At 72.2% G+C, this 14,294-nt stretch carries 13 protein-coding genes; 6 read left to right on the plus strand and 7 right to left on the minus strand.

Annotation, left to right across the window (positions count from 1 at the left end; genetic code table 11):
• Positions 1-91: 91 nt before the first annotated feature.
• The 3 genes from ACFWBW_RS26790 to ACFWBW_RS26800 form a co-directional block, all read right to left on the minus strand.
• Positions 92-1,654 (minus strand): serine hydrolase, encoded by a 1,563-nt coding sequence (locus tag ACFWBW_RS26790; RefSeq protein WP_385377159.1) that lies wholly within the window; start codon positions 1,652-1,654, stop codon positions 92-94.
• Between the two features lie 127 nt (positions 1,655-1,781).
• On the minus strand, positions 1,782-2,627 hold the full coding sequence (locus tag ACFWBW_RS26795) for a siderophore-interacting protein (RefSeq protein ID WP_385377162.1): 846 nt from the start codon (positions 2,625-2,627) through the stop codon (positions 1,782-1,784).
• Between the two features lie 61 nt (positions 2,628-2,688).
• Positions 2,689-3,594, minus strand: coding sequence for a 5'-3' exonuclease H3TH domain-containing protein (locus ACFWBW_RS26800; RefSeq protein WP_385377312.1), 906 nt, complete (start codon positions 3,592-3,594; stop codon positions 2,689-2,691).
• A gap of 231 nt (positions 3,595-3,825) precedes the next feature.
• Here ACFWBW_RS26800 and ACFWBW_RS26805 point away from each other — a divergent pair, with 231 nt between their 5' ends.
• Both ACFWBW_RS26805 and ACFWBW_RS26810 read left to right on the plus strand, forming a co-directional pair.
• On the plus strand, positions 3,826-4,434 hold the full coding sequence (locus ACFWBW_RS26805) for a helix-turn-helix domain-containing protein (protein WP_385377315.1): 609 nt from the start codon (positions 3,826-3,828) through the stop codon (positions 4,432-4,434).
• Between the two features lie 4 nt (positions 4,435-4,438).
• Entirely contained in the window at positions 4,439-5,158 is a 720-nt protein-coding gene (locus tag ACFWBW_RS26810) for a helical backbone metal receptor (protein WP_385377164.1), read from the plus strand.
• Between the two features lie 10 nt (positions 5,159-5,168).
• On the opposite strand, the gene ACFWBW_RS26815 is transcribed toward ACFWBW_RS26810, so the two are convergent.
• Positions 5,169-6,308 (minus strand): TDT family transporter, encoded by a 1,140-nt coding sequence (locus ACFWBW_RS26815; RefSeq protein WP_385377167.1) that lies wholly within the window; start codon positions 6,306-6,308, stop codon positions 5,169-5,171.
• 70 nt (positions 6,309-6,378) lie between these two features.
• Here ACFWBW_RS26815 and ACFWBW_RS26820 point away from each other — a divergent pair, with 70 nt between their 5' ends.
• Entirely contained in the window at positions 6,379-7,320 is a 942-nt protein-coding gene (locus ACFWBW_RS26820; protein WP_385377170.1) for a LysR family transcriptional regulator, read from the plus strand.
• Positions 7,321-7,487: 167 nt separating this feature from the next.
• Here ACFWBW_RS26820 and ACFWBW_RS26825 read toward each other — a convergent pair whose 3' ends face one another.
• The 3 genes from ACFWBW_RS26825 to ACFWBW_RS26835 all read right to left on the minus strand — a co-directional run bounded on the left by ACFWBW_RS26825 (position 7,488) and on the right by ACFWBW_RS26835 (position 10,588).
• Complete coding sequence (locus ACFWBW_RS26825) at positions 7,488-8,180, minus strand: gamma-glutamyl-gamma-aminobutyrate hydrolase family protein (RefSeq protein WP_385377173.1); 693 nt, start codon at positions 8,178-8,180, stop codon at positions 7,488-7,490.
• A gap of 29 nt (positions 8,181-8,209) precedes the next feature.
• On the minus strand, positions 8,210-9,712 hold the full coding sequence (eat, locus tag ACFWBW_RS26830) for an ethanolamine permease (protein ID WP_385377175.1): 1,503 nt from the start codon (positions 9,710-9,712) through the stop codon (positions 8,210-8,212).
• A gap of 129 nt (positions 9,713-9,841) precedes the next feature.
• On the minus strand, positions 9,842-10,588 hold the full coding sequence (locus tag ACFWBW_RS26835) for a FadR/GntR family transcriptional regulator (RefSeq protein ID WP_274552721.1): 747 nt from the start codon (positions 10,586-10,588) through the stop codon (positions 9,842-9,844).
• 77 nt (positions 10,589-10,665) lie between these two features.
• Between ACFWBW_RS26835 and ACFWBW_RS26840 the strand changes: the two genes are divergently transcribed.
• From ACFWBW_RS26840 to ACFWBW_RS26850, 3 genes are all read left to right on the plus strand, one after another.
• The gene (locus tag ACFWBW_RS26840) at positions 10,666-12,045 is read left to right on the plus strand and encodes a glutamine synthetase family protein (RefSeq protein ID WP_385377178.1); all 1,380 of its coding nucleotides are present in this window, start codon (positions 10,666-10,668) and stop codon (positions 12,043-12,045) included.
• An 84-nt stretch (positions 12,046-12,129) separates the two neighbouring features.
• Positions 12,130-13,494, plus strand: a complete 1,365-nt coding sequence (locus ACFWBW_RS26845) for an aldehyde dehydrogenase family protein (RefSeq protein ID WP_385377180.1) — start codon at positions 12,130-12,132, stop codon at positions 13,492-13,494.
• Between the two features lie 5 nt (positions 13,495-13,499).
• On the plus strand, positions 13,500-14,294 hold the full coding sequence (locus tag ACFWBW_RS26850; RefSeq protein WP_243334068.1) for a 3-oxoacyl-ACP reductase: 795 nt from the start codon (positions 13,500-13,502) through the stop codon (positions 14,292-14,294).

Consider the following 14,294-nt stretch of genomic DNA (forward strand, 5'->3'; position numbering starts at 1 on the left):
TCCTCCACACCTACAACCACCACCGCTCCCACACCGCACTGGGCGGACACCCACCCATCAGCCGCGTAAACAACGCTGCGGGTCAATACACCTAGCCCCTGGTGAAGGTCCCCAGGTGGTCGGCGTCCAGGTACTCGATGCGGACCGTGCGGTCGGAGGGGGAGAAGAACACTCCGGTGCGGCCGACCGCGTTCTCCCCGGCGGTCTCGAAGCTGAAGGTGTCCCCTTCGTAGTGGGTGAGGGGGAAGACCATCGGCTCCGGGCCGAGCGACAGGGTCAGCTCGCCCTTGCTCGTGGCGGCCACGGTGGCCTTGCCGTAGTAGGGGTTGTCGTAGGTGCCGGTGTACGCGGAGTCCTCGGCGGCCGGCTTCGCCCCGGTGGGCGGGTGGGCGTAGTCGGTGGGGGAGCGGCCCTCCGCGTTGATTTGGGCGTAGAGGGCGCCCGTCAGGGCCAGCCAGTCGGTGGTGGCCTTCCCGTGTTCGGCGGTGTCGAAGAAGTCGGCCGCGACGGCGTCGGGGAGGCCGACGGGGGCGCCGTTGGTGAGCACGACGATGCCGAGCTTCTCCAGCGGGAGCATGGCGACGCTGGTGTTGGCGCCGAGTTCGAAGGCGCCGGAGTGGCTCAGGCGCAGGCGGCCCGCGTCGTCGTAGTTGACGTTCCAGCCCAGCCCGTAGAAGCCGGTGCGGCCGGTGGGGGAGGCGGGCGGCTGCGACACGATCTCGGGGAGGTGGGTGCGGGCCAGGGTGTCGGCGGGGATGATCCGCTTGCCGTCGAGGGTCCCGCCGGAGAGCTGGAGCCGCAGCCACCGGGACATGTCGCGGGCGGTGCTGCTCACCCCGCCGGCCGGGGCCTGGGCGTCGGGATCGCGGACGTAGCGGGGGATCCACGTGAGGTCACCCGTCTTGCCGTCGGGCGCGGCCTTCACGTGGGTGGAGGCGTGGTCGGGGGCGTCGACGAAGGCCTGGAACTCGGTGCTGGTGTGCGTCATGCCGGCGGGCTTGAAGAGGGTGTCGGCGCTGAGCTTCTGCCAGCTGACGCCCTGGGAGCGGGCGATCGCCTCGGCGCCGGCGGTGAACCCGTAGTTGGTGTAGGCGTAGCTCGCGCGGAAGGGGGTCAGGGGTGCCAGGCGCAGGTGGTCGAGGATGTACGCCTGGTCGTAGCCGAGGTCTTCGAGGAGGTCGCCGGCGTGGTCGGGCAGGCCGCTGCGGTGGGAGAGCAGGTCGGCGGTGGTGACGTGGGAGGTGACCCACGGGTCCTTGAGGGCGAAGCCGGGCAGTTCCGCGTGCCGGTCGAAGCCGGCGGGGTCCTCCAGCACCCCGGCGGCGATGGTGGAGGTGATCGGCTTGGAGAGCGAGGCGATCTGGAAGACGGTGTCGGGGCCCACCGCGGCCGGGTCGCCGACGCGGCGCAGGCCGAAACCCTTGAGGTAGACCACCTTGTCGTCGTGGACGACGGCGACGGAGACGCCCGGGACCCCGGTGCGTCGCATCATCTCGGCGACCGTCGCATCGAGGCGCCGCACCGCCGTGTCGACCTGGGCGTCGGTGAGCTGGGCGGTGGGCGCGGGCGGCGGGGTCGGCGCGGCGGTCGCGGTCCCGGCCGTGGCCAGGAGGGCGGCTGCTCCGGCTGCCGTGAATGCGCGGAGCGTACGCATGCGCCCATTGTGCCGCCGAACGGGTGGTGCCGCCTTGCGGGGTCGCTTGCCGCCGGATTCCGTGCGGGCGGGGTGCCGCCGCTGCCCCGGGCTCCCGGATCCGTCCGGGGAGCCCTTCACCGCCGTGTCAGGACGCGGCGGCCAGGGTGCGCTCCTGCTCGGCTTCGACTTCCGCGTTCCAGTCCCGCTTGATCGCGCGCCAGCCCTCGTCGGTCTGGCCCAGGCGCCAGTAGCCGGAGATGGACAGGCGCTCGCGCGGGATGCCGCGCTCGATGCGCAGGTGGTGGCGCAGGGCTCTGACGAATCCGGCTTCGCCGTGCACGAAAGCGTGTACGTCGGCTGAGGGGAAGGCCAGGGCCTGGACGGCCTCGGTCAGCGCCTCCCCGATCGGGCGGGAGCCGCGGTGGATCCAGACCGGGACGATGCCGTCGGCAGTGGCGATCTCCTGCTCGTCGTCCGGGCCCTGGACCTCCACGAGCGCGTGGACCCGCGCTCCGGCGGGCATCCGCTCCATCGCGGCGCCGATCGCCGGAAGGGCGCTCTCGTCGCCGACCAGGAGGTGCCAGCCGGCGACCGGGTCCGGGGCGTAGGCCCCGCCCGGACCGAGGAAGCGTACGAGTTCACCCGGCTGTACGCGGGCCGCCCAGGGGCCGGCCAGTCCCTCGTCGCCGTGGACCACGAAGTCGAGGGTCAGCTCGAGGCGGACCGGGTCCCATGCGCGCACCGTGTACGCGCGCTGGCGCGGCCATTCCTCGCGGGGATGGGCCGCCCGGATCCGGTCGAGGTCCCAGGGGGTGGTGTAGGTGACGCCGGTCGGTGCGAAGAGCAGTTTCACGTAGTGGTCGGTGTACCTGCCCGCACCGAATCCGGCCAGCCCCGCACCGCCCAGCACGATCCGCACCATGTGCGGACTCAACCGCTCGGTCCGCACGACCACTGCGGTGCCGACCTTGCGGGCGCGTCCTTCTGCCACGACGTCTCCCTGACTTTCCGACCCTGACTCCGTTAAGCTTAGGATTACCTAAGTTAGCATCTCACGGGCGCAGTGCGCTGCTTAGACGTTCAACGGCGCCACTCAGGCCCCACCTGTGAGCGAGCGCGGCGACGAGATCCGGCTGGGCGGGAACGGCCGGGAGCGCCGGGTCGAACGGCGGGAGCGGAACGTCCGAAGCGACCTGTACCACCTTCGGGGCGACCGCTAGATAATCCCTGGACTCGTCCAGCCGCTTGCGCTGGGTGGGGGTCAGCTTCGACTTCGGGTCCTCGATCGCCGCGATGATTCCGGCCAGGTCCCCGTAGGCGTCCAGCAGCTTCGCCGCCGTCTTCTCGCCGACGCCGGGGACGCCCGGCAGGCCGTCGCTCGGGTCGCCCCGCAGCAGTGCCAGGTCCGCGTAGCCGGGGCCGTCGACCCCGTACTTCTCGCGGAGCCAGGCCTCGTCGGTGACCTGGAGGGTGCCCACGCCCTTCAGCGGGTACAGCACGCGGCGCTGCTTCGCGTCGTCGACCAGCTGGTACAGGTCCCGGTCGCCCGTGACGATGTCCACCGGGCCCGTGGCGCGTCCGGTCAGGGTGCCGATCACGTCGTCGGCCTCGTACCCGGCGACCCCCACCCGGGCGATGCCGAAGGCGTCCAGGGCCGCCTCGATGATCGGGACCTGCGGGGCCAGGGTGTCCGGGGTCTCCTCGACGTCAGGACCGCTCTCCGTCTCCTGGGCGACCCGGTGGGCCTTGTAAGAGGGGATCAGCTCCACCCGCCAGTGGGGCCGCCAGTCGGCGTCCATGCAGGCGACCAGGTCGTCGGGCCGGTGGTCCTGCACGAGGCGGCCGATGAAGTCGAGCAGACCGCGGACGGCGTTGACCGGAGTGCCGTCGGGGGCCTTCACGGAGTCCGGCACGCCGAAGTACGCGCGGTAGTAGAGGGAAGCGGTGTCCAGGAGCATCAGGCGTCGTGTCGTCGTCACGGTCACGATGATGCACTGAGGGGAAACGGAAAGTGGCGCAGGTACGGCCTCCTCTGCTCTTGAGCGCGAAACCGGGGCCGGTTGCTGCGTAAGGTGCTTACAGCACACCGATGTGCGATGTGCGATGGACCGGACCACCCGGAACAAGGGGAGGGCAGCCCCGCCATGGACGACAGGGACGGCACCGACGGAAAGAACGGGCGCGGAGCGATGGCCGGCGCGGACGACAAGGAGCGGGACCGGGACAAGGACTCCAAGGAACCGCTGCGGGTGGGTGTGGCCGTGCGCAAGAGACGCCGGGCCCTGCACCTGACCCTCGCCGCCGTGTCCGCGCGCAGCGGGCTGTCGGTTCCCTTCCTGAGCCAGATAGAGAACGAGCGGGCCCGGCCCAGCATGCGGTCCCTGGAGCGGGTCGCCGACGCGCTGGAGACCACGGCCGTCGATCTGCTGGCCGCCTCCGACACCGCGCGCACCGTGGACCTCGTACGGGCCGGCGACGAGTCCGCGCTGACCCCCGTCCCCGGCGTACGGCCCCTCGTGCGCGGGCACCACCAGCTGCACGCGCTGGAGTTCACCGGGGACCAGGACGCGGGCCGCGAGTACCAGCACCGCAACGACGAGCTGATGTACGTGGTCTCGGGCGCCTGCCAGGTGGAGGCCGAGGGACGGGCGTACCGGCTGGAGAACGGCGACGCGCTGTTCCTGTCCGGCGGGGTGCGCCACCGCTGGCGGGCCGTCACCGAGGACACCCGGATCCTGATCGTCGCGGTCGGCGAACACATCCACGCGACCTCCGAGCCGCCCTCCCCGGGACACTGACCGGATGCGGGTCGTTTCGCTGGTGCCGTCCCTGACCGAGGCGGTGGCCGTGAGCGCGCCCGGGGCGCTGGCCGGGGTGACCGACTGGTGCACCCACCCGGCCGCCCTCGGGGACGTGGCGCGCATCGGGGGGACGAAGAACCCCGACGTACGGGCGATCGCGGAGCTGCGCCCGGATCTGGTCCTCGCCAACGAGGAGGAGAACCGGGCCCCTGACCTGGCGGCGCTGCGGGAGGCCGGGCTGGAGGTCCTGGTCACCGAGGTACGGGACCTGCCGCAGGCGTTCGCCGAACTGGACCGGGTACTCGTGGGGGCCATGGGGCTGGAGCGGCCCCGGTGGCTCGCGGACGCGGAGGCCGCCTGGGCCCGCGCGGAGCCGTCCGGACCGCCGCTGACGGCCTTCGTGCCCATCTGGCGCCGGCCCTGGATGGTGCTGGGCCGCGACACCTTCGCGGGGGACCTGCTGGCCCGCCTCGGGGTGCGCAACGCCTACGCCGGGCACGCGGAGCGGTACCCGAGGATCCCGGCGGCCGAGCTGGCCGCCGCCGGCTGCGAGCTCGTGGTGTTCCCCGACGAGCCGTACCGGTTCACCGCCGCGGACGGGCCCGAGGCCTTCCCCGGTATCCCGGCCGCGTTCGTCGACGGCCGCCACCTGACCTGGTACGGGCCCTCGCTGGCCGAGGCCCCGGCGGCTTTGGCCGCTGCCCTGCGGGCCTCGCTCTAGTGGGTCCCGCCTAGCGGGGGGCGGCCAGCAGGCGGCCGGTGGCGAGGCCGCGCAGGGTGTTCGCGGCGGCCAGCAGCCAGGCGGTCAGCAGGGCCAGGAAGAGGGCCGCTGCCAGCCAGGAGAAGGCGGTGAGGCCGGTGTGCCGGGCCAGCCCGGCGGCGCCGGTGACACAGGTGCCGACGGGGAAGGTCAGCGCCCACCAGGTCATGGCGAACCCCATGCCGTCCCGGGCGGCCCGCAGCAGCATCGCCCCGGCCAGCGCCAGCCACAGCAGGGCGAATCCCATCACGGGGACCCCGTAGACGACCGCGAAGGCGGAGAGGGCGCCGGAATAGGGGCCGGCCATCGACTGGGGGGCCATGTCCGCGAGGGAGTTCACCGCGGTGGTGGACTGGCCGAGGGGGCCCAGGACCAGGAACAGGGTCGGGGTGAGGACCAGGGGGAGGGGGCCGTGGAAGATCAGCCGGCCGAAGATCAGGGGGAGCAGCAGCAGGGTGGCCAGCAGGCTCAGGCCGAACATCGCGTAGCAGCCGAGCAGCATGGCCTCGCGGGCCTGGCCGGCGGGCAGATGGGGGATGAGCAGGGGGCCCAGCGCGGCGGAGACCATGGGGGCGACCACGGGGAGCAGCCAGACGGGGGTGGCCTGGTGGGCCTCCACCTTGTGCCGGACCACCATCAGGTAGGGGACGGCGACGGCCGCGAGGAGGCCTATGGCGGTGCCGGCGGTGAACAGGACCGTGTCCACGGCCACGGCGGCGGGGACGCCGATGAGGTCCTTGCCGACGATGAGCGCACCTCCGCCGACGGCCAGCAGGGCCATCGAGAGGCAGCCGTAGAAGGGGGCCACGGCGGGGTCCAGGAGGTGGGCGCGGGCCTGGTCGCGGTGGTGGAGCCAGTGGCCGGCCCGGGCGGTCAGCAGAACCGCGAGGGCGGTGGCGGCCAGCACCCAGAAGACCTGGCAGACCACGCGCTGGCCGGGGAGCTGGTACGGGAGGGTCGCGCCGGCATTGGCGATGATCGCCGTGCCCATGACGGAGGCGTACCAATTGGGGCCGAGGTGCCGCAGGGAGGGAGCCTTGTGGGCTGCCGTACGGAGGGCTCCGCTGGTCCCGGAGGTGGTGGGACGGGGGCGTACAAGGGTGGTGGCCATGGATCCAGCGTCCCGCCGGGCGGGGCCGGACGGCAGAGGGTCTCTTCCTATGAGGGCATAAACTGAAGTTATGGGTAATGGGCACGGTAATGAGGAGTGGGTCGAGGGGCAGCTTCCGCTGGCACACCGGGTCCCCGACCTGGGGGCCATGGAACTGCTGCTCGCGGTCGCGCGCGTGGGCAGTCTGAGCGCCGCCGCGCGACGGCTCGGGATCACCCAGCCCGCCGCCAGCAGCCGGATCCGGGCGATGGAGACCCGGCTCGGGGTCGCCCTCGTGGACCGCTCCCCGCGCGGGTCGACGCTGACCGCGGAAGGTGCGCTGGTCACGGACTGGGCCCGGCGGGTGGTCGAGGCGGCCGAGGCCTTCGACGCGGGCGCGCAGGCGCTACGGGGCCGCCGCGACTCCCGGCTGCGGGTCGCGGCCAGCATGACCATCGCGGAGTACCTGCTGCCCGGCTGGCTGATCGCGCTGCGCGGGCAGCGGCCGGACACGGCGGTGTCGCTGCACGCGGGGAACTCGGCGGTGGTGGCGGAACGGGTGCTCGCGCACGAGGCGGACCTCGGCTTCGTGGAGGGGCTGAGCGTGCCGGAGGGACTGGACTCGGTGGTCATCGCGCAGGACCGCCTCGTGGTGGCGGTGGCCCCCGGGCACCCCTGGGCCCGGCGCACGCGCGGAGTGGAGCCGGCCGAGCTGGCGGCGACCCCGCTGATCCTGCGGGAGCGGGGGTCGGGGACCCGGCAGGTCCTGGACGCGGCGCTGGCCGGGTGCGGGGGACTGGCGGAGCCGCTGCTGGAACTGGCCTCCACCACCGCGGTGAAGGCGGCGGCGGTCAGCGGGGCCGGGCCGTGCGTGCTGTCGGAACTGGCGGTCGGGGACGAGATGGCGGGGCGGCGGCTGGTGTCCGTGCCGGTGATCGGGGCGGGGCTGGAGCGGGAGCTGCGAGCGGTGTGGCCCGCGGGGGCGCGGCCGGCGGGCCCGGCGCGCGACCTGCTCTCGCTGACCAGACGCTGACCCGGCCCTGGGCTGGCCCTGACCCGGCCCGGACGCTGACCCGGCCTGGACGCTGACCCGACCTGGCCCTGACCCGGCCTGGACCCTGCCCCGGCCTGGACCCGGCCCTGGGCTGGACCCTGCCCCGGGCTGGGGGGTGTCGGGCGCCCCGTGGTCGGCGGTTTGGGTCAGGGGTGGGTGGAGGCTGCTGTGATCAGGGCCGACATGACACGGGTGTCCTTGTCCAGCTCCGGGTGCCATTGGACGCCCAGGGTCCAGGGGGAGGAGGCGGGGAGTTCGATGGACTCCACCGTGCCGTCCGCGGCGTGGGAGGAGGCGATCAGGCCCCGGCCCAGGCGGTCTACCGCCTGGTGGTGGTAGGTCGGGACCTCCGACTCCTCCGGGACCAGAGCCGCGTACAGCGTGCCGGGGACCGGGCGGACCGGGTGCCAGGAGATCACGCCGGGGCTCGCCACGTGGCCGTCGAGGTGCTGGATCAGGGTGCCGCCCAGGGCCACGTTCAGCGCCTGCATGCCGCGGCAGATGCCGAGCAGGGGCGTGCCCGAGGCCAGGGCCGCGGAGATCAGGGAGAGTTCCCACGCGTCGCGCAGGGTCGCCGCCGGTCCGGTACGGGGATCGCGCGGAGCTCCGTACCGGACCGGGTCCACATCGGGGCCGCCCGCCACGACCAGGCCGTCCAGTCGGCCGAGCACCTCCGCCGCCGCCTCCGGTTCGTCCGGCGGGAGCAGGACGGCGGTGCCTCCCGAGGCCTGGACGAGCTCGTAGTACCCGGTGGGGATGAGGGCCGTCGGGACGTCCCACACCCCGTAGCGGGTGGATTGTTCGACGTAGGTGGTGATGCCGATGAGCGGCCTGGGCACGGGACTACCTCCGGGAGGGGAAGGGCGGATCAGTCGCGGGAGAGCTCGGCCTCGGCTTCCGCCAGCGCCGCGAACTCCTCCTCGGGCGCGGAGGCCACCAGGTGGTGCCGACTGTAGAACGCGAAGTAGGCGAGGGCGACGGCGTACACGGCCAGGGCGATGAACGCCGCGTCCTTGTCCACCAGGAAGGTGGCGACCAGCGCCGAGAGGGCGAGGACGAAGGCCACCGTGGAGGTCGCGATGCCGCCCGGAGTGCGGTACGGCCGTTCCAGGCCGGGCTCGCGGCGCCGCAGCACGATGTGGGAGAGGGCCATGAGCGCGTACGAGATGGTCGCGCCGAAGACCGCCATGTTCAGCATGCGCGGGCCGTTGCCGGTGGCGGCGGCCAGTGCGAAGCCGATGGCGCCGGGGATGAGCAGGCCCAGGTACGGGGCCTTGCGCTTCGAGGTCAGGGACAGGAAGCGCGGGAGGTAGCCCGCCCGGGAGAGGGCGAACAGCTGGCGGGAGCCGGCGTAGATGAGGGAGAAGAAGGAGGCCACCAGCCCGGCCAGGCCCGCGTAGTTGACGAAGGTCTTCAGCCAGGAGAGGCCGGGGTCGCCCTCCAGGGCGACGACGAGCGGGTTGCCCGCGTCCTTGATGGCGTCGGCTCCGCGCGCACCGGTGGAGGCGAGGAAGGTGACCAGGGCGAGCAGGACCAGGATGCCCATGGAGATGGACAGGGCGCGCGGTACCGAGCGGACCGGGTCCTTGGCCTCCTCGGCGGCCAGCGGCACGCCCTCGACGCCGAGGAAGAACCACATGCCGAAGGGGAAGGCGGCCCAGATGCCGAGGATGCCCAGCGGCAGCCAGGAGCTCGCGCCGGCGGCGGTGGTGTCGACGGCGATGTTGTCGAGGTTGGCGGGGTCGAACTGGGTGAAGGCGCCGACGGCGAAGACGACCAGCGCTATCACGGCGATGGCGGTGACGACGAGCGAGAAGCTGAGGGCCTCGCCCACGCCCCACAGGTGGATGCCGATGAAGACGACGAAGCAGGCGAGGTAGACCGGCCAGCCCGAGGTGAGGCCGAAGAGGTTGAGGGACTCCACGTAGTCGCCGATGAAGATGGCGATGGCGGCGGGGGCGAGGATGTATTCGATGAGGATCGCGGTGCCGGTGAGGAAGCCGCCCCAGGTGCCGAGCGCCCGGCGGGCGAAACCGTAACCGCCGCCCGCGGTCGGCAGGATGGCCGACAGCTCGGCGAGCGAGTAGACCAGGCACGCGTACATGACGCCCATCAGGACGGTGGCGATGGCGAGGCCGCCGAAACCGCCCTGGGCGAGGCCGATGTTCCAGCCGGAGAAGTCGCCGGAGACCACGTACGCGACGCCGAGACCGGTCAGCAGCAGCCAGCCGGCGCTGCCGCGGCGCAGGGTGCGGCGCTCCAGGTAACCGTCGGTGCCCTTCCCGGGGACGGGGGTGTGGGGGACAGCGGCCTCGGGGGACGAGGCGGGTTCGGGCACGGCTGCCAGCCGTGCGCCGGGGTCGTCGGCCATGTGCGCTCCTGCCTAGGGCAATGGTTGTGGGGCGTACCTTTGCTCCTCGGGCGTGGCGGGCGCAAGACCCCTGCGTTAAACAGGGGTTACGAATGCCTCTCGGTCCGGGTTCGGGGGCGGGGGTCCGGGTCAGGTCAGGAATCCCCGCAGCAGGGCCGCCGTGCCGCAGCAGTGCTCGCGCATCACCTCGCGCGCCGCCTCCGGGTCGCGGTCCAGCACCGCCTCCACCAGCGTGCTGTGCTGCTGCTGCGAGTGCTCCAGGTTGCGCACCAGCAGCGGAATGCAGTCCAGCAGGTCGTTCACGGTGGCCCTGACGGCCGCGTACTGGGCCGTCAGGGTGGCGGATCCGGCGAGTTCGCACAGGGTGAGGTGGAAGAGGGTGTCCTGGCGGCGGTAGTCGGGCAGCGGGGCGTCGTGGGTGGCGGTCAGCGCCCCCAGCAGCCGGTCGGTGTCGCGCTCGGACAGCCCCTGGGAGGCGCACAGGCCGGCCGCTCCCACCTCCAGGACCTCGCGGAAGCGCAGCACGTCCTCGATGTCCACGCCCGCGACCCGGCGCCGCAGCTCCTCCTCGGTGCCCCCGGCCGGGGTGTCGGGGCGGGGCAGCACAAACGTTCCGCCATACCGCCCGCGCCGGGCCTCCACCAGGCCCTGGTCCTGGAGTACCTTCAGCACCTCGCGGAGCGTCACCCGGCTGATCCCCATCCGCTCGGCCAACTCGCGCTCCGGCGGCAGCCGTTCCCCGCCCGGCACCAGTCCGAGCCGGACCACCTGGAGGATCTGCTCCAGCGCCTCCTCGAAACCGTTGCCCGCCCGCACCTGTCGCAGTACGGGATTGAGCCGCCGGGCCGCCTCGTCCTCGCTCGCCGTATCGGTCATCTCGCCTCCTCCCCTTCCCAAGCAATGGTTCTATTCAATACCTTAGGCCTACTCGGCTCACCGAAGGAGAGAATCCCGTGGTAGACCGCAAGCCGCCGCTTTCGCCCGAAGAGCTCCGTGCTCTCGTCGCCAGCGGTGAAATCGACACAGTGGTCCTGGGCTTCCCCGACATGCAGGGGCGCCTTCAGGGCAAGCGGTTCGCCGCACAGTTCTTCCTCGACGAGGTCCTCCAGCACGGCACCGAGGGCTGCAACTACCTCCTCGCCGTCGACACGGAGATGAACACCGTCGACGGGTACGAGATGTCCTCCTGGGACCGGGGCTACGGCGACTTCGCCATGCACGCCGACCTCGCCACCCTGCGCCGGATCCCCTGGAACCCGGGCAGCGCCTTCATCCTCGCCGACCTCGCCTGGAACGACGGCTCGCCCGTCGTCGCCGCGCCCCGCCAGATCCTGCGCCGCCAGCTCGAGCGCCTCGCCGAACACGGGTACACCGCGATGGTGGGCACCGAGCTGGAGTTCATGGTCTTCCTGGACACCTACGAGCAGGCCTGGAACTCCGACTACCGCGGCCTGACCCCCGCCAACCAGTACAACACCGACTACTCCCTCCTCGGGACCGGCCGCGTCGAACCCCTGCTGCGCCGCATCCGCAACGAGATGCAGGCCGCCGGCCTGGTCGTCGAGTCGGCCAAGGGCGAGTGCAACCTCGGCCAGCACGAGATCGTCTTCCGCTACGACGAGGCGCTGACCACCTGTGACCAGCACTCCGTCTACAAGACGGGGGCCAAGGAGATCGCCGCCCAGGAGGGCGTCTCGCTCACCTTCATGGCCAAGTTCGACGAGCGCGAGGGCAACTCCTGTCACATCCACCTCTCGCTCAACGACGCCGACGGACGCAGCGCGATGGCCGATGACGGCCCGGACGGGCACGACCACGGCGGTATGTCACCCGTGATGCGCCACTTCCTGGCCGGCCAGCTCGCCGCGCTGCGCGACTTCTCCCTTCTCTACGCCCCCAACATCAACTCCTACAAGCGTTTCCAGCCGGGATCCTTCGCGCCGACCGCCGTCGCCTGGGGCGTGGACAACCGGACCTGCGCGCTCCGAGTGGTCGGCCACGGCCGCTCCATGCGCTTCGAGAACCGCCTGCCCGGCGGAGACGTCAACCCGTACCTCGCCGTCGCCGGCCTGGTCGCGGCCGGGATCTACGGCATCGAGAACCGGCTGGAACTGCCCGAGGCCTGTGCCGGCAACGCCTACACCGCCGACTTCGCGCACGTCCCCACCACCTTGCGCGAGGCCGCCGAGCTCTGGGAGAACAGCGAGATCGCCAAGGCCGCCTTCGGCCCCGAGGTCGTCGCCCACTACCGGAACATGGCCCGCGTCGAACTGGACGCGTACGACTCCGCCGTCACCGACTGGGAACTGCGCCGCTCCTTCGAGCGCCTCTAGGCCCCGAGGCGTACCGCAGTCCCCACACGCCCCATTACCGGACCCACCGCACCCACCGCACCCGAACGTCTGAAAGGCCACCACGTGTCCGATGCGCTGGAAGTCTTGAATCCGGCCACCGAGGAACTCGTCGCCGTCGTCCCGGCCGCCACACGGGACGACGTCGACGCCGCCGTCGTACGGGCCACCGCGGCCCAGCGGACCTGGGCGGCCGCCGCCCCCGGCGACCGGGCCAGGCTGCTGCGCCGCTTCGCCTCGATCGTCGACGGGCACATCGAGGAACTGGCACAGCTGGAGGTCCGGGAAGCGGGCCACACCATCGGCAACGCCCGCTGGGAAGCCGGCAACGTCCGTGACGTGCTCGAATTCGCCGCCGGGGGAGTGGAACGGCTCTCCGGCCGCCAGATCCCCGTCGCCGGCGGCATCGACGTCACCTTCCTCGAACCCCTCGGCGTCATCGGCGTGATCGCGCCGTGGAACTTCCCCATGCCGATCGCCGCCTGGGGCCTGGCCCCGGCGCTGGCCGCGGGCAACGCGGTCATCCTCAAGCCCGCCGAGACCACCCCGCTCACCGCGCTGCGCCTCGCCGAACTCGCCCTGGAGGCCGGACTCCCCGAGCACCTGTTCCAGGTGCTGCCCGGCCGGGGCGAGGTGGCGGGCGACGCCCTCGTCGAGCACCCGGGGGTGGCCAAGATCGTGTTCACCGGGTCCACCCGGACCGGCAAGCGGATCATGGCCAAGTGCGCCGACCGGGTGAAGCGCCTCACCCTCGAACTCGGCGGCAAGAACCCCAACATCGTCTTCGCCGACGCCGACCTGGAAGCGGCGGCGGCCGCGGCCCCGATGTCCTTCCTGGACAACACCGGGCAGGACTGCTGCGCCCGCACGCGGATCCTCGTACAGCGCTCCGCCTACGACCGGTTCATGGAACTGATCGTGCCCGCCGTGGAGAAGGTGGTCGTCGGCGACCCGTACGACGAGAACACCCAACTGGGACCGCTGATCTCGCGGGCCCAGCTGGACCGCGTACGGTCCTACGTCACCGATGACCTCACCGTCGTCCGGGGCACAGCCCCCGAGGGCCCCGGCTTCTGGTACCCCCCGACCCTCGTCACCGGCGTCGACCCCACCGCCGCCGTGGCCACCGAGGAGGTCTTCGGGCCGGTCGCCGTCGTCCTGCCCTTCGAGGACGAGGAGGACGCCGTACGGCTGGCCAACGCCACCGACTACGGCCTCGCCGGATCCCTGTGGACCCGCGACGTGGGCCGCGCACTGCGCGTCTCGCGCGCCGTCGCCGCGGGCAACCTGTCGGTCAACTCCCACAGCAGCGTCCGCTACTGGACCCCCTTCGGCGGCTACAAGCAGTCCGGACTCGGGCGCGAGCTCGGACCCGACTCCCTCACCGCTTTCACCGAGACCAAGAACGTCTTCATCAGCACGGAGGCCTGAAGAACATGAGCATCGAGCCCACCGAAGAGATCGTCTGCCGCCGCCTGGTCGGCCGTACCGCCGTCATCACCGGAGCCGGCAGCGGCATCGGCCTCGCCACGGCCCGCCGGCTGGCCTCCGAAGGCGCCAACGTCGTCTGCGGCGACATCGACGAGACCGCGGGCAAGGCGGCTGCCGAGGAGGTCGGCGGCACCTTCGTCAAGGTCGACGTCACCAGCCCGGAGGAGGTCGAGGCCCTGTTCAAGACCGCCTTCGACACCTACGGTTCCGTGGACATCGCCTTCAACAACGCCGGCATCTCGCCCCCGGACGACGACTCGATCCTCACCACGGGCCTGGAGGCCTGGAAGCGGGTCCAGGACGTCAACCTCACCTCCGTCTACCTCTGCTGCAAGGCCGCGCTGCCCTACATGCAGCGCCAGGGCCGGGGCTCCATCATCAACACCGCGTCCTTCGTGGCCCGGATGGGCGCCGCGACCTCGCAGATCTCCTACACCGCCTCCAAGGGCGGCGTGCTCGCCATGTCCCGCGAGCTCGGCGTGCAGTTCGCCCGCGAGGGCATCCGCGTCAACGCGCTCTGCCCGGGGCCCGTCAACACCCCGCTCCTGCAGGAACTGTTCGCCAAGGACCCGGAGCGCGCCGCCCGCCGGATCGTGCACATCCCGCTGGGCCGGTTCGCCGAGCCCACCGAGATCGCCGCCGCCGTCGCCTTCCTCGCGAGCGACGACTCCTCCTTCATCAACGCCACCGACTTCCTGGTCGACGGCGGCATCTCCGGCGCGTACGTCACTCCTCTCTAA

The organism is Streptomyces sp. NPDC059957 (assembly GCF_042730015.1).
In the GTDB taxonomy this organism is placed as follows: Bacteria; Actinomycetota; Actinomycetes; order Streptomycetales; family Streptomycetaceae; genus Streptomyces.

What these genes read in the sequence shown, in the direction of transcription:
- eat (WP_385377175.1), bottom strand. Translation starts at nt 9,712, where the DNA reads ATGGCCGACGACCCCGGCGCACGGCTGGCAGCCGTGCCCGAACCCGCC.
- ACFWBW_RS26800 (WP_385377312.1), bottom strand. Translation starts at nt 3,594, where the DNA reads ATGCTCCTGGACACCGCTTCCCTCTACTACCGCGCGTACTTCGGCGTG.
- ACFWBW_RS26850 (WP_243334068.1), top strand. Translation starts at nt 13,500, where the DNA reads ATGAGCATCGAGCCCACCGAAGAGATCGTCTGCCGCCGCCTGGTCGGC.
- ACFWBW_RS26790 (WP_385377159.1), bottom strand. Translation starts at nt 1,654, where the DNA reads ATGCGTACGCTCCGCGCATTCACGGCAGCCGGAGCAGCCGCCCTCCTG.
- ACFWBW_RS26820 (WP_385377170.1), top strand. Translation starts at nt 6,379, where the DNA reads ATGGGTAATGGGCACGGTAATGAGGAGTGGGTCGAGGGGCAGCTTCCG.
- ACFWBW_RS26810 (WP_385377164.1), top strand. Translation starts at nt 4,439, where the DNA reads ATGCGGGTCGTTTCGCTGGTGCCGTCCCTGACCGAGGCGGTGGCCGTG.
- ACFWBW_RS26835 (WP_274552721.1), bottom strand. Translation starts at nt 10,588, where the DNA reads ATGACCGATACGGCGAGCGAGGACGAGGCGGCCCGGCGGCTCAATCCC.
- ACFWBW_RS26805 (WP_385377315.1), top strand. Translation starts at nt 3,826, where the DNA reads ATGGCCGGCGCGGACGACAAGGAGCGGGACCGGGACAAGGACTCCAAG.
- ACFWBW_RS26815 (WP_385377167.1), bottom strand. Translation starts at nt 6,308, where the DNA reads ATGGCCACCACCCTTGTACGCCCCCGTCCCACCACCTCCGGGACCAGC.